Source organism: Brevundimonas sp. UBA5866 (genome assembly GCF_002432125.1).
Classification (GTDB): domain Bacteria; phylum Pseudomonadota; class Alphaproteobacteria; order Caulobacterales; family Caulobacteraceae; genus Brevundimonas.
Genome location: NZ_DJFS01000027.1, coordinates 58,502 through 79,294 on the forward strand (window position 1 = coordinate 58,502; position 20,793 = coordinate 79,294).

16 protein-coding genes and 1 tRNA gene are annotated in these 20,793 nt (G+C 61.9%); 8 read left to right on the forward strand and 9 right to left on the reverse strand.

Annotation, left to right across the window (positions count from 1 at the left end):
- Positions 1–151: 151 nt before the first annotated feature.
- Positions 152–2,326 (forward strand): TonB-dependent receptor, encoded by a 2,175-nt coding sequence (locus B3H86_RS03210; RefSeq protein ID WP_292051135.1) that lies wholly within the window; start codon positions 152–154, stop codon positions 2,324–2,326.
- Positions 2,327–2,462: 136 nt separating this feature from the next.
- On the opposite strand, the gene B3H86_RS03215 is transcribed toward B3H86_RS03210, so the two are convergent.
- Positions 2,463–3,587, reverse strand: a complete 1,125-nt coding sequence (locus B3H86_RS03215; RefSeq protein ID WP_292051136.1) for a methyltransferase domain-containing protein — start codon at positions 3,585–3,587, stop codon at positions 2,463–2,465.
- Between the two features lie 120 nt (positions 3,588–3,707).
- Between B3H86_RS03215 and B3H86_RS03220 the strand changes: the two genes are divergently transcribed.
- Positions 3,708–4,523: a maleate cis-trans isomerase family protein gene (locus tag B3H86_RS03220; RefSeq protein WP_292051137.1), complete on the forward strand. Its 816-nt coding sequence runs from the start codon at positions 3,708–3,710 to the stop codon at positions 4,521–4,523.
- Between the two features lie 33 nt (positions 4,524–4,556).
- Positions 4,557–4,856, forward strand: a complete 300-nt coding sequence (locus B3H86_RS03225; protein ID WP_292051138.1) for a hypothetical protein — start codon at positions 4,557–4,559, stop codon at positions 4,854–4,856.
- Between the two features lie 71 nt (positions 4,857–4,927).
- On the opposite strand, the gene B3H86_RS03230 is transcribed toward B3H86_RS03225, so the two are convergent.
- A complete protein-coding gene (locus tag B3H86_RS03230) occupies positions 4,928–6,127 on the reverse strand; it encodes an FAD-dependent oxidoreductase (RefSeq protein ID WP_292051139.1) in 1,200 nt (399 codons plus the stop codon).
- Positions 6,128–6,358: 231 nt separating this feature from the next.
- Here B3H86_RS03230 and B3H86_RS03235 point away from each other — a divergent pair, with 231 nt between their 5' ends.
- Positions 6,359–7,855, forward strand: a complete 1,497-nt coding sequence (locus tag B3H86_RS03235; protein WP_292051140.1) for an aldehyde dehydrogenase — start codon at positions 6,359–6,361, stop codon at positions 7,853–7,855.
- A 56-nt stretch (positions 7,856–7,911) separates the two neighbouring features.
- Here B3H86_RS03235 and B3H86_RS03240 read toward each other — a convergent pair whose 3' ends face one another.
- Entirely contained in the window at positions 7,912–8,700 is a 789-nt protein-coding gene (locus tag B3H86_RS03240; protein WP_292051141.1) for a GntR family transcriptional regulator, read from the reverse strand.
- Between the two features lie 616 nt (positions 8,701–9,316).
- Between B3H86_RS03240 and B3H86_RS03245 the strand changes: the two genes are divergently transcribed.
- On the forward strand, positions 9,317–10,510 hold the full coding sequence (locus B3H86_RS03245; protein WP_292051142.1) for a CaiB/BaiF CoA transferase family protein: 1,194 nt from the start codon (positions 9,317–9,319) through the stop codon (positions 10,508–10,510).
- On the opposite strand, the gene B3H86_RS03250 is transcribed toward B3H86_RS03245, so the two are convergent.
- The 3 genes from B3H86_RS03250 to B3H86_RS03260 form a co-directional block, all read right to left on the reverse strand.
- Positions 10,507–12,093 (reverse strand): amidase, encoded by a 1,587-nt coding sequence (locus B3H86_RS03250; RefSeq protein ID WP_292051143.1) that lies wholly within the window; start codon positions 12,091–12,093, stop codon positions 10,507–10,509. The genes B3H86_RS03245 and B3H86_RS03250 overlap by 4 nt on opposite strands.
- A 110-nt stretch (positions 12,094–12,203) precedes the next feature.
- Positions 12,204–12,401 (reverse strand): hypothetical protein, encoded by a 198-nt coding sequence (locus B3H86_RS03255; RefSeq protein WP_292051144.1) that lies wholly within the window; start codon positions 12,399–12,401, stop codon positions 12,204–12,206.
- Positions 12,402–12,484: 83 nt separating this feature from the next.
- Positions 12,485–14,764: a S9 family peptidase gene (locus B3H86_RS03260; protein ID WP_292051145.1), complete on the reverse strand. Its 2,280-nt coding sequence runs from the start codon at positions 14,762–14,764 to the stop codon at positions 12,485–12,487.
- A gap of 111 nt (positions 14,765–14,875) precedes the next feature.
- Here B3H86_RS03260 and B3H86_RS03265 point away from each other — a divergent pair, with 111 nt between their 5' ends.
- Complete coding sequence (locus tag B3H86_RS03265) at positions 14,876–15,679, forward strand: ferredoxin--NADP reductase (protein WP_292043812.1); 804 nt, start codon at positions 14,876–14,878, stop codon at positions 15,677–15,679.
- Positions 15,651–16,013: a chorismate mutase gene (locus B3H86_RS03270; protein WP_292051146.1), complete on the forward strand. Its 363-nt coding sequence runs from the start codon at positions 15,651–15,653 to the stop codon at positions 16,011–16,013. Before B3H86_RS03265 ends, B3H86_RS03270 begins: the two co-directional genes overlap by 29 nt.
- A 58-nt stretch (positions 16,014–16,071) precedes the next feature.
- Here the strand turns inward: B3H86_RS03270 and B3H86_RS03275 are convergent, their stop codons facing one another.
- The gene (locus B3H86_RS03275) at positions 16,072–16,425 is read right to left on the reverse strand and encodes an Hpt domain-containing protein (protein ID WP_292051147.1); all 354 of its coding nucleotides are present in this window, start codon (positions 16,423–16,425) and stop codon (positions 16,072–16,074) included.
- Complete coding sequence (locus B3H86_RS03280) at positions 16,425–17,834, reverse strand: amino acid permease (protein ID WP_292051148.1); 1,410 nt, start codon at positions 17,832–17,834, stop codon at positions 16,425–16,427. Before B3H86_RS03280 ends, B3H86_RS03275 begins: the two co-directional genes overlap by 1 nt.
- 192 nt (positions 17,835–18,026) lie before the next feature.
- Between B3H86_RS03280 and B3H86_RS03285 the strand changes: the two genes are divergently transcribed.
- Positions 18,027–18,102, forward strand: a tRNA-Lys gene (locus B3H86_RS03285).
- A 103-nt stretch (positions 18,103–18,205) separates the two neighbouring features.
- Here the strand turns inward: B3H86_RS03285 and B3H86_RS03290 are convergent.
- Complete coding sequence (locus B3H86_RS03290; protein ID WP_292051149.1) at positions 18,206–20,776, reverse strand: ATP-binding protein; 2,571 nt, start codon at positions 20,774–20,776, stop codon at positions 18,206–18,208.
- Positions 20,777–20,793: the final 17 nt, after the last annotated feature.

A 20,793-nucleotide genomic window follows, 5' to 3' on the forward strand; every position in this document is an offset into this window, starting at 1 on the left:
CGGGTGTGTTGACAATGCCTCATGTCATAAATCGCTGATTTTCGTCTTTTACCGAACGCTCTTACGTGATTGACAGAGCGCGGATGGGCGTACAGTCTTCAAACGTATTGAATATAATACGTGTGCGCTCGACGCATCGAGGGGAAGAAGAATGGCTATTCGTGCAATGACGCTGGCGGGGACCAGCATCGCTGCAATTTTGGCTGGTGCAGCAATGCCTGCAATGGCCCAGTCTGCCGGTGGTGAACCGGCGGTACAGGTTGACGAGATCATCGTCACCGCCCGCAAAACCAGCGAAAGATTGCAGGAAGTGCCGCTGGCCATCACGGCCATGAACGCACAGGACATGCAGCGTCGCGGCGTGCGCGAAGTAGCCGACCTTTCATCGGTCGCACCGGGCCTGAACATCGAGAAGGATCAGGGCCGTCGCTTCGAGCGCCCTGTGATCCGCGGTCAGGCCAACGTGTTCGGCTCGCCGAACGCCGCCTCCTTCATCGATGGCGTCTATATTCCGGACTCGCTGTTCGCGACCGAACTGGCCTTCGTGGACCAGATCGAAGTCATCAAGGGCCCGCAGTCGGCTCTGTATGGCCGCCAGACCTTCTCGGGTGCCATCAGCTACACCACCCGTCGCCCGTCGAACGACCGCGAACTGCTGCTGCGTGGCACGGCCGCACAGCACGACGAGTACAATCTGCTGGCCGGTATCTCCGGCCCGATCGTCGAAGACAAGCTGTCGGCCCAGGCCTCGTTCAACTACTACACCTATGGCGGCGAGTACCGTAACAACGCGCCGGGCGACTCTTCCGACGGCCGTATGCTGGGTCAGGAAAAGACCGTCGGCGGTACGCTGGCACTGAGCTATACCCCGACCCCGAACCTCAGCTTCCTGCTGCGCGCCTCGTACGCCCACAATGACGACGGCCACGAGCCGATGGCGATGCAGCGCGCCACGGCCAACAACTGCTATCTGTCATCGCGCACCCAGTACTATTGCGGTGCCATCAAGGTGACGCCGGACATGATCGGCTTCAATCTGGATGAAGTCGACGGCGGTGGCGTCGAGCGCAAGACGGGCCGTCTGAGCCTGACGACCGAATACGATCTGAACGGCTACACCCTTACCTCGATCACGGCCTACAACAACTCCGAAGAGGACCGTAAGGCCGACCTCGACTATCAGCCGACGCGTCTGCTGGCGGGTTCGCTGCACGTCAACGACCAGATCGACATCGAAGGCGTCAGCCAGGAGTTCCGCATCACCTCCCCGCAGGGCGAGCGCCTGCGCTGGATGGCCGGTGCCTATTACTTCAACAGCGACCGCTGGGACGGACGTTACCGCTACGTCACCAAGGCCCTGCAGAACAACGGCACCATCGGCACCACCAACCTGGCCGCCTTCGGCCTGGTCGGTTACGACTTCACCGACAAGCTGTCGGGTACGGCTGAACTGCGCGTCGCCGAGGAAGAACTGACGCTGACCGGCGGGGATTCCAACTTCAACCTGGGTGCGACCTACCGCTCGACCAACCCACGTGTGACCCTGTCGTACAAGCAGAGCGATAACTTCATGCTGTACGGCCTGGTCGCCAAGGGCAACAAGCCGGGCGGCTTCAACACCGACGTGCGTCTGGCCCCTGCCGACCGTACCTACGGCGAAGAAACCGCATGGAACTATGAAGTCGGCTTCAAGAGCGACCTGTTCGACCGTCGTGTCCGCCTGAACGTGGCCGGCTACTTCATCGACTGGACAAACCAGCAGATGACGCAGGTGGCCCAGCTGTCCTCCACCGAAACCGTATCCTTCATCCGCAACGTGGGTGAAGTCGAGGTGAAGGGCATCGAGGTCGAGGCTCAAGGCAAGATCACCGCTGACTGGCTGGTCCGCGGCACCTTCGCCTATGCCGACAGCGAATACACCAAGGCCTTCGATCCGGACCTTCCGGCCCTGACCGGCGGCAGCTCGGACATTTCGGGCAACGCCATTCCGAACGCGCCGAAGATCCAGTACTCGCTGGGCACCAACTACGCTTGGCACATCGGCGAGAACCGCTTCTTCGTGGACGGCACCTATGCCTTCCGCTCCAAGAAGTACGATCAGGTCGCCAACCTGGCCTGGGTTGACGGTCGCGACACCGCCAACATCCAGTTGGGCTGGGAGCGCGGTCCGCATCGTGTGATCCTGTTCGGCCGCAACATCTTCGACAACATCGATCCGGTCGGCATCGTCCGTTACTCGGACTTCTCTGCCAGCCCGAAACGCGGCTTCGTCGGCTCGCTGCCGCGCGGTCGCCAGTTCGGCCTGACCTACGAGGCGAACTTCTAAGCCTCAAGGCCATCAGCCACCCGAAGCCCGCGGAGACATCCGCGGGCTTCTTTTTTGGCCTGGTGGCTATCCAGCGCAGCAAAAAGGCCCCGATCCATAAGGACCGGGGCCTTTCCGCAAGGAAGAGGTTCGTGGCTTATGCTTTTTGGCCCAGCACCACGTACCAGGCGCGCGGGCCGTCACGCATCTTTACGGTCGTCTCCAGCACTTCGTCTTCGCTGAAGCCCGCCTCCAACATCACCGACGGCACATGGGCCTCGGTAAAGTCATCCCAGAATGGTTCGTCATTGTTCTTGGTCTGCCAAGAGAAGATGAACTTCTCGAACGGAGTGAAGTCAGCCCCCTTCACCGGCACATCCTGATGCACCACGATGCCGCCCGGCTTCACCACACGACGGGCTTCCGAGAAGATCCGGCCCAGCGCCTCGCGTGAGACTTCGTGCATCATATTGTGCGAGATCACGAGATCGAAACTGTTGTCCCCGAAGTCCAGCGCCCCGGCGTCCATCTGGCGGAAGTGCGCCTTCAGGCCCATCGCCTCGGCCCGCAGATGGGCATAGCGCAGCAGGCCCGGGGCCACGTCCACACCATAGACCTCGGCATCGGGGAAGGCCGCCGAATAGCCAACGGTCGCACCGCCCGACGAACACGCCAGATCAAGGATGCGGCGCGGTTTGAAATCGGGATAGCGTTCTTTCAGGAACTCGATGATGGCCGCTGACTTTGAGTCGCGCACGCCGATGCCGGTCCCCAGAGAATAGGCGTTACCCCCGCTCTCATAAAAAGCACCCGCAACGAAATCGGTCGCGGATTCCTCGCCCAGCATATAGCCGCCCGGCTGGCCGTGGATATGCGCGGCATAGGCATCGGCCGGTGCCTTGAACTCAGGGCTCGTCTCGCAGGTGCCGCCCGCAGGCGCATTGGCCAGACGTTTGGCCACCTCTCCCATGCGCGGCAGTTCGCGGTGGATGGTCGTGCCGACCGAGTTCCACATGACGTCCTGGGCGCTGCGGCTGAACGCGCTCCAGATCTGGTAGAAGGGATCGCCCTTCATGGCGTGGGTAATGTCTTCGACCGTCTGCGGAAAGCGGCCATGCGCCTGCTGAAAAGCCGGTCCTGCACGATGTTCCAGCGCCACCTGATTGCCCGCCTCGAAACGGCGCAGATGGTTCTTCAACTGAACGATATATTGGGTCCGGGCCGCCTCGTCATGTGTCGGGCGGGCCAGCATCTCGTGCGTGGCGCTACGGTCGATGATCATGCACGTCCCCTTCGTGGATTGCACTTTCTAGCATGACGAAAGCGCTTTAGGATGTATTATATCAAATACAAGCTATCCGAAAGCGTCTCTTTCGCCCTTTAAGGCAGGCCATACGAGATAATGAACACCGGTTCACCACCCATAGCCAGCCCGCGACCCGATCTGGGCGCATCGGCCGTCGTGGCCCTTCTCACCCCTGCGGAGAACCCGACCGCAGAGCCGGAAATCTCCACCCTGCTGCCGCCGGACTTCAACGTGCTGACGGCCCGCATGTATGCGCCATTCGGGGATATGCACGAACGCCTGCGCGCCTATGAGCTGCAGATGTCGCGATGGCTTGAACCGTTCGGGGACGCGCCGCTGGATGCGGTGGCCTTCGCCTGCACCGGATCGACCTATCTGCTGGCTCCCGAACAAAGGTGCAGCGACCGGATCCTGCGCGGCAAGGGGCCGTGTCCATTGATAGGTGCGGCCAATGCCGTGGAGCGTGCCCTGAAGGCCCTGGGTGCCAGGCGTATAGCCTTGGTCAGCCCCTATCCACCGGCCCTGACGCAACCGGCGACCGCCTATTGGGCCTCGCGCGGGTTCGAGCCCGATTTCGTCCTGCAGGCCCCGCCTTCGAAAGTGGCGGGACACCCGATCTATACCCAGACCTCGTCAGACCTGCTGGCGGTACTGGAAACAGCGGTCCGGCAGCGCGGCATAGATGCCGTCGTCGCCACGGGTACGGGGGCGCCCAGCCTGCCCGCCCTGGCTGTCGCATCCCTGCGGGCGGATATGCCGATACTGTCGTCCAATCTGGCCACAGCCTGGGCGCTCTGTCAGGATTTGGGCCACACAGATTCCATTACCGACTGGCTGGCCGCCGACACCCCGTGGCGTGCGCGCCTGGCCGCCCGCTTCCCCGCATCACTTGCCCGTCTGGGCAGGGCCTGATTTCCTTTCGCCTAATCTCTTACCGGAGTTCAAATGGCTTCTCCCAAACACCCTCGCCCGACTTTTTTCGAGGACACCGCCAAAGATCGCCTGACGGCCATCATCACGGCCCTGACGGCAGAAGTGGCCACCCTTTGCGACCGCGTTGTCACGCTGGAATCCGTGCTGGCCCAAAGCGGGGTTATGGCCAAGGACGCCATTGAAACCTATCAGCCGACACCGGAAGACATGGAAGAGCGCCGCCAGCGCCACGCCGCCTTCACACAGCGCGTTTTCTACGTGCTGCAGGAAGAGATCGACGCCCTTAAGGACACGCCCAAAACCGGAAGCTGATCCCGCCTCGGCTCCAGCCACAAAAAAGGCCGGGGGGAACCCGGCCTTTTCTATATCTGCTACCACGCTGATCAGAGGATCGCGTCGGCCTTGCGCAGACCATCGATCATGGACGAGCGCATGACATAGGCCTTGTGCTGTACCGGATCGGCCAGCATGGCCTGCATTTCGGCCATCATCACCTTGCGCCGTTCGGCGTCACGCTCCTGCATCCGGCCGCGGTTGCGGTCGGCCTGCGCAAGGATTTCCTGTTCCGCGACCGGGCGGCGCTGACGGGTGTACAGGTCCAGCAGACTGTCGTCGGCACCGTTCAGGATCCGGTTCAACTTGTCCGTCAGATTGAAGGCGTCGTGCACGCCTCCATTCATGCCCATGCCGCCCGAGGGACTGTTGATGTGGGCGGCATCACCCGCCAGAATCACCCGACCTTTGCGATAGTCCGGCGCAATGCGCATGTGCACGCGGTAAGGGCGGATTTCGAGGACATCATAAGGCACGTCGCGGGGCACGATACCCTGCAGTTTCGTCTCGATAGACGCAGGATCAAGCGCGTCCTCGATCGTTTCGTCGCCGCGCGGATACAGGCTGCAACGCCAGAAATCCTTGAGCTTCAGCAGCGAGAAGGTGCCGCCGTCGGTCCAGCAATAGTTGACGTTCGACAGGCCTTCCAGATGCTCGTCGAACGCGAAAGGCGTGATCGCAAGGATGGTGGTTTCCGGATACGTCTTGCCTTCCAGCTCCCATCCCATAAGGCCGCGCACCGTGCTGCGGGCACCGTCTGCCGCGATCACATAGCGCGCCGTGACGACCTGTTCCGTGCCGTTGCTTTCATAGAAGACGCGAACAGATGCTTCATCCTGCTCGATGCGGACAACCTTGGCCCCCATACGGGTTTCAACGTGCCGGGCCTTGGCCAAACGCGCTTCCAGAATGCGGCACAGTCTGAACTGTTCGCATTGAAGGCGGAAAGGATGGTCTGTTTCACCCTTCAGATAGGACAGGTCGAACACGGCCCGTTCGCCCGTATCATGATTGCGGATCTGCCAGTGCTCACAGCGTAGACCCTGCGCGATCAGTTCGTCCGCAACATCATACTGAGCCAGCATATCCAGCGTCGGCGGATGGAAGGTGGACGCACGCAAATCTTCGGGCAGTACTTGTTCCTGTTCCAGGACAAGAGCGGAAATTCCAAATCCTTCCAGACGCAAGGCGGCAGTCAGGCCGACCGGCCCTGCCCCCACGATCACGACTTGCGCGTCGAACTGCCCCATGACTCACCCCGAAATCTAACTTGTATTCGATCTAATACATTAAGTTCGCTTCCGACAACCCCATTTCCACGGGGATCGACCGAACCGCGTAACATTGGTCCAGATTTGAGCTTTGATCTGGAAGGCGGTTTTGATAACGCCACTCTTGGTCTTGCCTGCCACGCTTAAGACGTATTAGGTTTAAGACGAGTCAAATATGCCGCTCGTCGGCCCATGTACAGGATCTGAGTGATGGCTACCGGCACGTCCAACCCGTTCGAGCTCGCCCCCAAACTTGTGACCAGCTTTATCGACGGCGCTTGGGTCGGCGATCAGGGCGGTTACCGTATCCCGACATTCTACCCCGGCAATGGCCAGATCATTTCCGAGCTTCAGGAAGCCGACGCCAACGAAGTAGACCGCGCCGTCCGCTCTGCCCGCCGCGCCTTCAACGATCCCGAATGGGCAGGCATGGCCATCGAGGAGCGTCAGGCCATCCTGTGCCGCATCGCCGATGCGATCGATGCCAACGCCTATGAACTGGCCACGCTGGAGACCCTGAACGCCGGCATCGTACGCCGCGACGTACTGGGCCGTCAGGTGGTGCGCGCCGCCTATAATTTCCGCTTCTTTGCCGAGGTCATTAGCCAGCAACCGGGTCAGGTCTGGCAACAGAACAAAGACTATCTGACCTTCGTCACCCGCCATCCGGTCGGTGTGGCCGCCCTGATCGCGCCGTGGAATTCCCCGCTGGCGCTGGCCTCGATGAAGGTCGCGGCGGCGATTGCCTATGGCAACACCTGTGTACTGAAGCCGTCTGAGCAAACGCCGCTGTCACTGGCGCGTATGGTCGAGATCATCAACGGCATCACGCCGCCCGGTGTGGTGAACCTCGTGAACGGCCGCGGGCAGACCACCGGCTCGGCACTCGTGGACCACGCCGACGTCGATCTGATCGCCTTTACCGGCGGCACCGAGACCGGCCGTACCATCATGCAGGCCGCAGGCCGCCGCCTGAAACCCGCCGCCGTCGAACTGGGCGGCAAGTCGGCCAATATCATCTTTGCCGACGCCGATCAGGAACGCGCTCTGGACGGCGCGCTCGTTTCGATCTTCTCGAACAACGGCCAGCAGTGCCTCGCCGGATCGCGCATTCTGGTTCAGGATTCGATCTTTGACGATTTCGTCGGTCGCTTCGTAGAGCGTGCCCGCAAAATCAAGGTCGGCGACCCCCTGTCGGACGAAACCGAGATCGGACCGATTGCCTCGGCTCGCCACCGCGAACACATCCTGTCCTATGTCGATATCGCCAAGTCCCAGGGCGCTACCCTGTTGACCGGCGGCAGGGCACTGGACCGCGACGGCTATTTCATCGAGCCCACCGCCGTTCTGGCCCCCAGCAACAGCGACCGCGTCTGTCAGGAAGAAATCTTCGGTCCCTTCGCGTCCTTCGTGAAGTTTTCGGATGCCGAAGATGCCATCCGCATGGCCAATGAGAGCCAGTTCGGACTGGTTGGCTATCTGTGGACCCAGAATGTCGACAAGGCCCTGCGTATCAGCCAGGCCATCCGTACCGGTCTGATGTGGGTAAACACGCCGATGGTGCGTGAACTGCGCGCCCCGTTCGGTGGTGTGAAGGATTCCGGACTGGGCCGCGACGGCGCCACCTCTTCGATGGCCTTCTTCACCGAAGAAAAGACCACCACAATCCCCATCGCCGATGTGCCCCTGCGCAAGTTCGGGGCCTGATAGAACAAAGGGGCGATCCACCGGATCGCCCCTTTTTATCTGTCGGACTTTCGAAATCAGCCGATGTGGCGCCACTGCGGGCGGGCCGAGCTGTTATCGCGCGTCAGCATCATGTGGTATTCGTACTGGTCCGGATTATACAGACCGACCTGATGTTCCAGCGGATTGCCGTCGCTGTCGAACACCGTACGGCGCATGCGCAGCAAGGGCATGCTGATGCCGACATTCAACTTGGCCGCCGCTTCGTCATCCGCAGGAATGGCGCTGATGGTTTGCTCGGCACGGTCCGGACGCAGGCCGCCATCTTCCAGAAGTCGGATGATCGGGCGGTCATCGATCAGATGCTCGGGTGCCAGATGCGCATAGTCATGCGGCAGATAGACCATCGATAGCGACAGAGGCTGATCTTTGTAGAAACGCAGGCGCTCGATACGCAGGGTCGTGTCACCCGGCTCAAGACGTAATGCTTGCAATACCACCGGCGGTGTCGGTGCATCCGGCACATAGGACAGCAGCTGCGCCGTCGTCTCCAGTCCCAGCGTGATCAGGTTCTCGACCAGACCCGACACACGGTTGACCGGATTTGCCGCGGCCTGCGGTCGGGGCGCGGCGAAAGTGCCCACACCATGACGGCGAACGACAAAGCCTTCGTTTTCAAGCGTTTCCAGCGCGCGACGCACCGTCACCCGCGAAACGTCATAGGTTTGCGACAGCTGCATTTCCGAAGGCATGGCCTTACCGGACGAATAGACACCGTCCTTTATCTGCTGACGCAGAATGGAGCTGAGTTGATGGTAGACCGGCAGGCTGCTGCCCGTCCCTTGCGCCTTTAGGCTGCGGCGCAAACCACCCTGCCCGATTTCAGCTGAGCGCTGCAAAATGCCACCCTTCCTCATCCCGTTCCCGATAAGCCAGGGCGGTTTCCCATTGATGCCGAGAATCCTCTGACCCGAGCCTAATAGGCGCATATCGCATGATGCGAACTACGCGCAAATACAAATATTATCGTTATTTAGTAGCGTTATCGGCGTTCGCTAACTGTCGTAACCTTTTGTAGTCGTCTCGGTTCAATGAGGCGCGCGTAAGTCTGAAACATTACCTTTTAGCCTCGCAACAAAAAGGGCGACGGTTTGACCCGCCGCCCTTAGAAAACGCTACGCTTACTAAATACGCTTACTGATACGTGCCGTAACACGCCTACTGGGACGCATACAAGAAAAGGTATGCGTAACACTACAACTCAACCATCGACTGTGTTTTCGCGGGCATCAGTAGAAATACGTATGCCCTACCGATGCGCTCCAACCGTCAAAGGGCCGGTACTCATTTCCCCGTCTGTCCATTTACGCGGACACACTGACGACGGAGGATTACTGATCACTGATAATATATAAAAATGCAGCGAAACAAAGGCCGACCAAAGTCTCGCCTCCGTTGGCAGACTCCTGCTATCGAACAGCCATGACATTGCAGGTTCCCCACCCCCAAGGCCCGCTTGCCGGCGTGCGAGTTCTGGATCTGTCGCGTGTACTGGCAGGACCGTGGGCCACCCAGACACTCGCGGACATGGGCGCTGAGGTCATCAAGGTCGAACGCCCCGGTATCGGCGATGACACGAGGCAGTGGGGCCCGCCCTTCACCACCACCAAGGACGGCGGGCGCGGTGACGCCGCCTATTTCATGTGCGCCAACCGCGGCAAGAAGTCGGTCGAGCTGGACATGGCCTCGCCCGAAGGGGCCGACACCATCCGTAGACTGGCCGCCGAATCCGATGTCGTGGTCGAGAATTTCAAGGTCGGCGGCCTGAAGAAATACGGCCTCGATTACGACAGCCTGTCGGCCATCAATCCGCGCCTCGTCTATTGCTCGATCACGGGCTTCGGCCAGACGGGACCGGACGCCCACCGCGCGGGCTATGACTATATGATCCAGGCGATGGGCGGCCTGATGTCCGTCACCGGACAGCCTGACGGGGCCGAAGGGGCCGAGCCGATGAAGGTCGGCGTGGCCGTGGTGGATGTGTTCACCGGCCTTTATGCCTCCAACGCCATCCTTGCCGCCCTGATGCACGCCCGCGCCACGGGCGAGGGACAGCATATCGACATCGCCCTGTTCGACGTTCAGGCCGCCGTACTGGCCAATCAGGCGACCAACTGGTTCGTGTCGGGCAAGGTGCCGACCCGCATGGGTAACGCCCACCCGAACCTGTCGCCGTATCAGCCCTTCCCCTGCTCGGACGGCATGATCATCATCGCCGTGGGCAATGACGGCCAGTTCCGCAAACTGTGCGAGGCGCTGGGCCAGCCGCCGCTGGGCACGGACGAGCGCTTTGCCAGGAATGCCGACCGCGTCGCCAACCGCGAGCTTCTGATCCCCATCCTCAACACCCTGACACAGGTTCACTCCATGTCGAGGCTGATGAAGCTTCTGGAGGATCACGGCGTCCCCTGCGGCCCCATCAACCGCATCGATCAGGTATTCGATGAGCCGCAGGCCCATCATCGTGGCCTGATGGTCGAGCAGGCGCGCGACGACCTGTCGGCCCCGATAAAGACCGTGGCCTCGCCCATCCGCATGTCGAAAACGCCCGTCCGCTATGACCGCCCCCCGCCTGCGCTGGGCGCGGACAACGGCCTGCTCGACGACGGGGTCTAGCGGCGATAGGGGCGGTAGCTCTCCGAATCGCCGCCATCGGCCACAGCACCAGTCATAAGGCGCGGCGTGATACGGGCACGGCTTTTCTGCTCATAGGCATAGCCAAGGGACAGGATGCGGGCATCATCCCACTTGGCCCCGAAGAAACTCATCCCCACAGGTAACCCATCGACCTGTCCCATAGGCACCGTCAGGTGCGGATAGCCCGCGACGGCTGCCAACTGGCTGGCCGAGCCGCCGACAACATCGCCCTTGACCTGATCAATCTGCCAAGCCGGCCCCGTCGTGGGTGCGACCAGAGCCACAACGTCATGCCGGGCCAACAGACGGTCGATACCCTCAACACCGGCCAGTCGCACCGCATTGTCGCGCGCGGTGCGGTACTCAAGGTCTTCCAGACCGCCTCTCTTTTCGGCGATTTCAAAGAATTCCTGACCGAAAATGGAAAGCTCACGCGGGTTGCCATTATTGAAGGCGATCACATCGGCCAAGGTCCGCACCGGCACCTTGGCCGGATCGGTCGAGGCCAGATAAAGGGCCAGATCGGCCTTTAGCTCTGTCAGCAAGGTTATGATCTCGCCGCCCCCTATGGCCTGGGCATCGGGCTTTTCAACAATCTCGACCAGAATGGCACCGGCCTGTCGCAAGACCGCCAACTGCTGCTCGAACACGGCGTCAGTTGCAGCATCATAGCCGGTCAAGCCGCGCATCACCCCGATGCGCTGACCTGACAGGGCATTGGCATCCAGCGCGGCGTGATAGTCGCGCTTGCGGCTGTCGGCCTCGACGGTCGCAGGATCAGCCGGATCGCTGCCCGCTATCACGCCCAATACAATGGCCGCATCCTCGACCGTCAGGGTCATCGGCCCCGCCGTGTCCTGGGTATGGCTGATCGGCACGATATGGGTGCGCGAGACAAGGCCCACGGTCGGCTTGAACCCCACAATGCCGTTCACCGCCGCAGGACAGACGATCGAACCATCGGTTTCCGTGCCTATCGCCACAGGGGCCAAACCCGCCGCCACCGCCGCACCCGATCCCGAAGAGGAGCCACAGGCCGAACGCGCCAGATCATGCGGATTGCGCGTCAGCCCACCCACGGCGCTCCAACCGCTGATGGATTTGGGCGAGCGGATATTGGCCCATTCGGACAGGTTGGTCTTGCCCATGATCACCGCGCCCGACGCCCGTAGCCGCGCCACGATAGGCGCGTCCCGGCCCGTATCGTTGGCGATCAGCGCCAGCGAGCCCGCCGTCGTCGGCATGTCGCGGGTTTCGATATTGTCCTTGATAAGTACGGGCACACCGCCCAGCGCGCCCTCGCCCGTCCACGCCTGTGGTCGATCCAGTCCGGGTGCATAGGTCACGATGGCATTGATCGGGCGCTCTCCGGCCTGATCGCGGGCGCGGGCCTGTTCCAGCCAAGACGGATCAAAGACCACCCGCCCCGCCACCACGTCAGCCGCCGTCACATAGGAAGCGGCCCGCCCCGCGTACCCGCCCGCGCAGGCTGACAGGCTGCCGATCATCACGAGGGCGACGGCTGATTTGACGATCCATTTGCTGCAGGTCGAGGGGGTCATGGGCACTGTCCGTGGGTTTTAGAGCATTTGATCCAGGGGGAACGCATTGTCGGATACAAACAAAAGGGCCGGCCCTATTCAGGCCGGCCTTTATATTCCGCGCTCAGGCTTCAAACATCGTCCTGAGAGGCATCCCGGTTGCCATTGAATATAATCAAGCTGCCCAAGAGCGCGGCGAGAGCGCCGATAAACACCACGCCCAGTGCAATCCATACGATCATCTTTCCGGTAGCCAGCTCGCTAGCGGCCCAGGCAGGGCTGGCCAGGACGCTTGCCCCCAGAGCGGGCATCCATTTGACTGATTTCATACTTTCCTCCCTGGTCAGGGTTTTCCCTGTTCCCGATAAAAAAGAGGGCAGAGGCTGATTTCAGCCCCTGCCCGCTAAAGACCCTAGTTCTCGCCCTTATCGGCACGGGTGCCGATGGTGCGGTCAAGGAAGTCCAGATAGGTGCGCCACTGGTGCAACTGGCGGTCATTGCCACGGATGCCGTGGCGCTGGCCCGGATAGAGCATGGTCTCGAACGGAATGCTCTTTTCCTGCAGCGCGTTCAGCACGCGGGTGGTGTTCTCGAAGATCACGTTGTCGTCGGCCATGCCGTGCATCAGCAGCAGTCGGCCCGTCAGGTTTTCCAGACGGTTGTTGACGTCCGACGCGGCATAACCGGCCACATTGCCTTGCGGCGTCGACATGTACCGCTCGGTATAGGCGGTGTCGTACAGGCTCCATTCCGTGGGCGGCGCGCCCGAAATGGCGGCGGCCAGACCCATCTGCGGCTCCGTCAGCGCCATCAGGCTCATGAAGCCGCCGTACGACCACCCCATCATGGCGATGCGGTCGGCATCGACATAGGGCAGGCTGCGCAGATAGTTGGCACCCAGCACCTGATCCTCGATCTCGGGCTGGCCCATCTTCAGATACAGCGCCTGTTTGAAGGCCGCCGAACGGTCGCCCTCGCCACGGTTGTCGAGACGGAAGACGATATAGCCCGCCTCGGTCAGCAGCTGGGTGGTGGCCGGCTGCCAGCTGCGCTTCACGCCGCCGCCCGACGGGCCGCCATAGACCTGCATCACGACCGGATATTTCTTGCTCGGGTCAAAGTCCGGCGGGGTGGTCATCTGCCACACCAGCGTCTCGCCGTGGCTCTCCAGCGTGCCGAAGGTCGGCTTCTGCTGGCGCTCCGCGAACGGCCAGAACGGATGGCCCGGTTGCAGCCTGTTCTCTTCGATCCAGCGCACGCGGGTGCCGTCAATGCGGTAAAGCGCCGACTGCGACGGGGTGTTCAGGTCCGAATAGTTGCCGACATAGGCCGTGCCCGTACCGTTGACCGACGCCGACCACCAGCCGCCGCGCGGGGTTATCTCGGTGGGGGTCACGGTGCGGCGCAGCGAGGCCTTGAACAGCTGCTGCTCGATCGGCAGTTCCTTGCCGTCGCGCATGGAGGCGGTGAAGAAGACCTCGCCCGTATCCTGATTGACGCCATTCAGCGCCTTTACCGGATATTCGCCGCGCGTGATGGCGCGCAGGCGGCGGCCGTCCTTGTTATAAAGGTACAGGTGCTGCCATCCGGTCTCTTCCGACGACCAGATGAAGTTGCCGTCCTTCAGCGCCTTGAAGTTATGGGTCAGCGGCACCCATGCGTTCGAGGTCTGGGTGGCGATAACCCGGCTGCGGCCCGTTGCGGGATCGACGCTCAGCAGGTCCAGCGTTTTCTGGTCGCGCGACAGGCGCTGCACATAGGCGACCGAGCCGTCGGCGGCCCAGTTCACGCGGCCCAGATAGATGTCCTTGTTCGCGCCCAGATCGACCTGAACGCGGTTGCCGGTCGTCACGTCCTGGATGAACAGTTCGACCACGGCATTGGGGCGGCCCGCACGCGGATAGCGCTGCTCGACCACCGACGCACCACCGCCCGAGATATCGAGGCGCGGAATGATATCGACCGTCGATTCATCGGTGCGTTGCAGGGCGATGTATTTCTCGTCCGGCGACCACCAATAGCCGGTGTCGCGGTCCAGTTCTTCCTGCGCGATGAACTCTGCCGTCGCCCAGGTGATCAGGTCCTTGCCGTCGGTCGTGATGGCCTGCTCGGCACCCGTTTCAAGGTTCAGGATCACAAGGTTCTGGTCACGCACGAAGCTGACGAACGAGCCCTTGGGCGAGACCTTGGCGTCGATCTCGTCGGCGGCGGTCTCGGTCAGACGCCGCACCGAACCATCGGCGCGGTTGGCGAGGAAGATGTCACCTTCCAGAGGGGCGAGGATATAGCGGCCCTGTTCGTCCCAGCTGTATTCCACCACGCCACGCTGGGAAATACGCATGCGTTCGCGGCGGGCCTTTTCGGCCTCCGACAGCTCACCGGCATCGGGAACGAGCGCGCGGGCGTCGATCAGTTTGAAGGCATCGCCGCCCGAGACAGGCGCGGCCCACAGGTCCAGCACATCCACGTCATCCTCGCGCGAGCGGAGGAAGGCGACCAGCTCGCCATCGGGCGACAGGCTGACGCCACGGGCGACAGGTCCGGCCAGCGAGGGATTCGCGAAAACCCGCTCCACCGTCAGGATGTTGGAAGCGGGAGCGGTTGCCGCGGCAGGGGCGGCGGCGTTCTGGGCCATGACAGGCGTTGCGACTGCGGCCATCAGGATCGTCGAAGCGAGAAGAAGTGTGCGCATGGTGTCAGGTTAATGGCGTAATTGCGCCACGTCACTTGGAATCCTCGCGTTCTTCTGACGCAATCAACAGCGAACCTTTCGCAAATCGTCCGAACGCCCTAGTTAGGGGCCATGACAGACGCCTCCCCTGCAAAGCCCAGCCCGTTCCACGAACTGGAAGTCTTGTGGGTCCGCCACTGGACCGACCAGCTGTTCAGCTTCGGTGTGAAACGCCCCGAGGATTTCCGCTTCCGTTCGGGTGAATTCGTCATGATCGGCCTGCCGGGCGAAGACGGCGGAAAGCCGGTCCTGCGCGCCTATTCGATCGCCAGCCCCTTCTGGGCCGAAGAGCTTGAGTTCTTCTCGATCAAGGTGCCGGACGGTCCCCTCACCTCGCGCCTGCAGAAGATCGTCGCCGGTGACACCGTGCTGATGGGCAAGAAGCCGACCGGTACGCTGGTCCTCGACGCCCTGACGGGTGGCGAACGCCTGTGGCTGATCGGTACGGGTACGGGTCTGGCCCCGTGGCTGTCCGTCGCGCGCGAGCCGGAAACCTATTCGCGCTTCAAGGAAGTGATCGTCTGCCACACGGTCCGCAACGTGCAGGACCTCGCCTATCGCGACTTCTTCACCAAGGGCATCCACGATGACCCGCTGATCGGTGACGAAGCCAAGGCCCAGCTGAAATACTATCCCACCGTCACGCGCGAGAAGTTCGAGACGCCGGGCCGTATCACCGACCGCATCAAGTCGGGTGACCTGTTCGCCGACCTGCAACTGCCGATCGGCTTCTCGCCCAATACCGACCGCGTCATGCTGTGCGGCTCGATGGCCATGATCAAGGAAACGGCGGAACTGCTGGAATCCTATGGCCTCAAGGAAGGCTCGAACGCCGAACCGGGTGACTATGTGCTGGAGCGCGCCTTTGTCGGCTGATGTGAAATCCCCGCTGTCGGTCGCCATCGACGAACGCAAGGCCCCCGAGGCGTGCGAGACGATGGCGGACGTGCGTCAGGGCGTCGATGCGCTGGACCGCGCCATTGTCACCCTGCTGGCCGAGCGCCAGCGCTACATGGACGCCGCCGCCCGCATCAAACCGAACCGCGACGCCGTGTTCGATCAGGCCCGTATCGATGATGTGGTGGCCAAGGTGCTGGCCGCCTCTGAGAAGGCCGGACTGTCGCCCGACATCGCCGAGCCTGTCTGGCGCCTGCTGATCGACCGCTGCATCGCGCACGAGTTCGACCGCTACGACCGCACACGCGGTTGACCGGAAACGAAAAAGGCGGCCTCGACGGGCCGCCTTTCTTTTTGCCGTATGGAGCCGATCAGCCCTTGAGGCTTTTCAGGGCCAACTCATGCCGATAGGCCGCAACATCGGACAACGCCTGATCCAGCGCGTCGCGGACCCGCAACAGTATGCCCTCGGCCGATACCTCGTCAGCGGCTTCGGCTTCGGCGCAGACCGCCGCCAGTGCATTGGCACCGATGCCGCCGCCCGCACCTCTCAGCGTGTGGGCGGCATCACGCCATCCGTCCTGCGAGGTCGTCAGCATCGGGCCCCAAATCGACGCCTGATGAACGAACAGACCCAAGACCTCGTCGCTGATATCATCCATACCGGCGGTCACATTTTCCAGAACGGAAAAATCGACCGCCCCCGTCAGATCGCGACGCGCCATCAGGCAGCCTCTTCCTCGCCCTTGGCCAGACGCGAATTGCGCGACGACCAGACGAAATAGACCACCAGACCCACCACGTTCCACAGCAGGAACCACAGCTGGGTCGAGGACTTAAGGCTGGTCATGAAGAACAGGCAGCCAAGGATGGTGAAGCCACCCACCAGCGGCCAGGCCGGCACCTTGAACTTGCGCTCGCGGTTCGGCTCACGCAGGCGCAGGACAATCAGGCTGAGCCCCACAGCGGCAAAGGCCGTCAGTGTCCCTGCATTGGCCAACGAAGCCAGTTCGTCCAGACGCATCACCCCCGCCAGGAAGGCCACCACAACAGCCGTGAAGATCGTCACGATCACCGGCACGCCGCGATCGGAGATCTTCGCCAGGCGGTTGGGCAGCAGGCCATCACGCGCCATGCCGAGGAAGATACGCGACTGACCGAACAGGAAGGCCAGCAGCACGGTCGGCAGGGCGATAACAGCCGCCGCGGCAATCCATTTGGCCGCAGCGCCCTGTCCCAGTTCGCGCAGGATCAGGGCCAGCGGCTCGGGGCTTTCCGAGAAGCTGTCGACAGGAGCCGCGCCGATAGCCGCAGCCGCCACCAGAATATACAGGACGGTACAGATCAGCATCGATCCAACGATACCGATGGCCAGATCGCGTTCCGGCTTCTTGGTGTCCTCTGCCGCCGTGGCGATGGCGTCAAAGCCGTAAAAGGCGAAGAAGATGATCGAGGCCGCAGCCATCACGCCCGTTTGGACAAAGGGCGCCCCGAAACCGTGCGGCATGAAGGGCGTGAAGTTGGCCGAGTTGAAGTGCGGCAGCGACAGCGCCACAAAGGCAACCAGCGCGGCGATCTTGACCACCACCAGAATGGCGTTGAGCGTGGCGCTCTCGCGGGTGCCCAGCAGCAGCAGGCCCGCCACCACGGCGATAATGCCGATGGCCGGAACATTGACCAGACCGCCCTCGACGTGCGGCCCCGCCAGCAGGGCCATAGGCACGCCCCATTCCTGCAGGAACGGTGCGGCATAGCCCGCCCAGCCCACGGCCACAGCCGAGACCACCAGCGAGTATTCAAGGATCAGCGACCACCCCACGATCCATGCCAGCAGTTCGCCCAGCGCCGCATAGGAATAGGCATAAGCACTGCCCGACGCCGGCATGATTGTCGAAAGCTCGGCATAGGACAGAGCCGCGCACGCGCAGACCGCGCCCGCCAGGGCAAAGCTGATCAATACAGCCGGCCCGGCCAGACCCGCACCCACACCGATCAGGGTAAGGATACCGGTACCCACAATAGCGCCTACGCCCAGCGCAATCAGGTGCGGCCAACCGAGCGTCTTCTTCAGTGATGGCCCTTCATGCGGTGCCAACATGGCATCGATTGAACGGCGACGGCTCCAAGATGCCATCGGTATCTCCCCGATATATGTGTTTTATCCGATAAACCTTCGGTATCACTTTATTTGCGTTGAGAAAAATGTGGTTTCGATAAATTTATCTCTTGCGTCCCGGCAACCCTCTGCGTATTAAGCCGCCCTCGCCGCAGCGCAACGCACCGCAGCGAGACGCCGGGGCCTCACCAAGGGCCCGAATGACGGTACGGGTGATTAGCTCAGTTGGTAGAGCAGCTGACTCTTAATCAGCGGGTCCACGGTTCGAGCCCGTGATCACCCACCATCGTTTCTCTGGTTTTCCGGACAATCGATAAAACGGCAAAGCCGCCTTCGGGCGGCTTTTTGCTGTGCGCAGACAAGTTCATCCGCACAGAAGAAAACCGCTATCAATCGATAGCGGCCTTCATGACATCCAGTCGGGCAGCCTCGTTTTGGCGCTCCCTCACCTGGATCGCGCCCTGGATGGCCTCCAACAGGCGATCCAGCACGATCGGCTTGGTGATATGGCCGTCTGCGCCGACTTCCATGCCGCGCTTCAGATCCTCGGCACTGTGGGCCGCCGAGAAGATCAGGATTGCTGCGGGCCGTTTTTGATTCTCCGCTTCGTCCTGACGGATCAGGCGAATGGCCTCCAGACCGTCCATGACCGGCATCTGTACATCCATCAGGATGATATCGAACTGCATCGAGGCCGCCAGTTGCACGGCCTCCCTGCCATCCACGGCGAACTGAAGCTGATACTCGTCGCTGCTGAGCAGCATTCCCAGAATCTTGCGGTTCGTGGCGTTGTCATCCGTGATCAGGATACGCAGCGCGCCGGTCTGGGGCAGCGGTGCCGATCCCGGCTGATCGAAAACGACCGGAGCCGAAGCCGATGGCAACGGCAGTTCAAACCAGAACTGCGAACCCGCCCCCGGCTGGCTGGCCGCATTCAGACGCCCGCCCATCATTTTGACCAGTTTGTTACTGATCGACAGGCCCAGTCCCGTGCCGCCGAACTTACGGCTGATGCTGTCGTCGGCCTGACGGTAGCGTTCAAAAATACGACCGTCAGAAGCCCCCTCAAAGCCGATCCCCGTATCCGTCACCACGAACAGGCTGCGCTCGCTCGGCAGACGGACGACGCTGATCAAAATCTTGCCTTCAGGGGTGAATTTCAGCGCGTTACTGATCAGATTGTTCAGCACTTCACAGAGACGGACACTGTCCCCGCGCACCCAGAAATTCTCGCCTTCATCCAGTTGCAGCTTCAGCGTCAGCCCCTTGGCCTCGGCCTTGTCGCGCCACAGGGCCTCGACGTCGCGCACGACCCGATACAGATCGAACACCTCGGTCTCGATGGTCAGTTCGCCTGCATCCATCTTGGCGTTGTCCAGCACATCGGACAGCAGGCGGTTCAGCATTTCGCTGGAGGTCGCGATCAGCCTGACCTTCTCGGCCACATCCGGCGGCAGTTGCTCCTTGCTGAGCGCATCGGCCATTGCCACGACGCCATTCAGGGGCGTGCGGATCTCGTGGCTGACATCGGCAAAAAACTGGCTGCGACGCGCGTGCAGATCGCGTTCAAGATCACGCGCCCGTGCCAAGGCCTTGGCCATGCGCCACTGGCGGTACAGCAGCAACATTGCGCCAGCCCCCAACAGGGTCATCGCCGCAAACATCCACCACAGGGTTGCAATCGTGCGGTTGTGATCGGCGATCTGACCGCGCTCAAGTTGAAGCTCGGCCTCCAGGTCGCCGACGATATCGCCCATGACAGCCGACGAGGCCAGAACAGAGCGGCGGTTCTCGCTGACATAATAGTCGCGCAGGGCATTGATCCCCCGGCGATAATCCCCCGAGGCAATCATGTACTCGGCTTCGGCACGCTGGATCTGCGGCGACATTTTCAGCACGCCCTGATCCAGCTTTTCGCGCAGATTGGCAATGTCGCGCCGCGCCAGTGCCACCTGTCCCGTGCGGGAATAGGCAATCGCACGGCGCACCAGCATCAGATCGTTCATCGGTGCCGGAGCCTTCAGATCCGTGCCGAACGGAGCATAGCAATCCAGAACACCCGACCAGTCATCACGGGCCGAGGCGATATATCCGCACAGCACCCCCGCCATGCTCAAACGTACCGGCGTTCCGGCATGTCGAGCCAGTTCGCTGTAGGTCTGCAGGGTTTGCTTCGCAGCCTCCTGACGACCGACATAACCCAATGTCATTGCCAGATTGAACATCGGCTCATAACCGGGTGCCGGATAATCGGTTCGGGTCACCCAGTCCTCGGACAGGTGCATGACACGCAGAAAGCCGGGAACATCGTCCAACTGGCTATGCGCCAACCCCGCCAGCCGCCACAGGTTCGCGCCGACCGAGGCCTCGGTCATACCGCCGTCGGGCACATAGGACAGCGCCGATTGAACCATACGCAGGGCGGCGACGCCCTGCTCCTGCAACAACAGGTGACGCGCCATGAGACCCCGCGCCACGGCCTTTGGAAGCCACCCCTTCTGCCTAGCTATCAGGGCATCGATTTCGGCGGCTTGCACATCGCGGTCGCGCTTTAGACGCACGGCGACTTCGTTGATCTCGACCAGTGCCAAATAGTCGGCGTTGCCAGCCTTGGCCGCCATCGTCTTGAGACGCGCATTCCAAAGCGTAGCCGCTTCAAACTCGTGCTGCTCGATCAGGACGCTTGTTACATGCTGGAGGCGGCTGAGGTTCTCCGCTGTAACCTCTGCCAGCGCGGCATTTCCAAAGCGCTCCAGGTCAGCCATGCTGGTGGCCAGGACCCTGCGCCTTACCGTCAAGCTATATTCCCGGACGGCTTCGTCCGAGCCCCGTACGACGACCGGCCCGGATGCCGGCATACGATCGCCGTTGGGGGCCGCGTGTACCTGGGGCGCTGATACTAACAGCGCCATCACCACGGCGGCGGCGGCGGCACGGGTCAGATGATCTGCGCGAGACATGGTTACCTAAACTCAAC

Excerpts from the sequence above, each read along its gene's own strand:
- B3H86_RS03210 (WP_292051135.1), top strand. The coding sequence starts at position 152 with ATGGCTATTCGTGCAATGACGCTGGCGGGGACCAGCATCGCTGCAATT.
- B3H86_RS03215 (WP_292051136.1), bottom strand. The coding sequence starts at position 3,587 with ATGATCATCGACCGTAGCGCCACGCACGAGATGCTGGCCCGCCCGACA.
- B3H86_RS03220 (WP_292051137.1), top strand. The coding sequence starts at position 3,708 with ATGAACACCGGTTCACCACCCATAGCCAGCCCGCGACCCGATCTGGGC.
- B3H86_RS03225 (WP_292051138.1), top strand. The coding sequence starts at position 4,557 with ATGGCTTCTCCCAAACACCCTCGCCCGACTTTTTTCGAGGACACCGCC.
- B3H86_RS03230 (WP_292051139.1), bottom strand. The coding sequence starts at position 6,127 with ATGGGGCAGTTCGACGCGCAAGTCGTGATCGTGGGGGCAGGGCCGGTC.
- B3H86_RS03235 (WP_292051140.1), top strand. The coding sequence starts at position 6,359 with ATGGCTACCGGCACGTCCAACCCGTTCGAGCTCGCCCCCAAACTTGTG.
- B3H86_RS03245 (WP_292051142.1), top strand. The coding sequence starts at position 9,317 with ATGACATTGCAGGTTCCCCACCCCCAAGGCCCGCTTGCCGGCGTGCGA.
- B3H86_RS03250 (WP_292051143.1), bottom strand. The coding sequence starts at position 12,093 with ATGACCCCCTCGACCTGCAGCAAATGGATCGTCAAATCAGCCGTCGCC.
- B3H86_RS03255 (WP_292051144.1), bottom strand. The coding sequence starts at position 12,401 with ATGAAATCAGTCAAATGGATGCCCGCTCTGGGGGCAAGCGTCCTGGCC.
- B3H86_RS03260 (WP_292051145.1), bottom strand. The coding sequence starts at position 14,764 with ATGCGCACACTTCTTCTCGCTTCGACGATCCTGATGGCCGCAGTCGCA.
- B3H86_RS03265 (WP_292043812.1), top strand. The coding sequence starts at position 14,876 with ATGACAGACGCCTCCCCTGCAAAGCCCAGCCCGTTCCACGAACTGGAA.
- B3H86_RS03270 (WP_292051146.1), top strand. The coding sequence starts at position 15,651 with ATGTGCTGGAGCGCGCCTTTGTCGGCTGATGTGAAATCCCCGCTGTCG.
- B3H86_RS03275 (WP_292051147.1), bottom strand. The coding sequence starts at position 16,425 with ATGGCGCGTCGCGATCTGACGGGGGCGGTCGATTTTTCCGTTCTGGAA.
- B3H86_RS03280 (WP_292051148.1), bottom strand. The coding sequence starts at position 17,834 with ATGGCATCTTGGAGCCGTCGCCGTTCAATCGATGCCATGTTGGCACCG.
- B3H86_RS03290 (WP_292051149.1), bottom strand. The coding sequence starts at position 20,776 with ATGTCTCGCGCAGATCATCTGACCCGTGCCGCCGCCGCCGCCGTGGTG.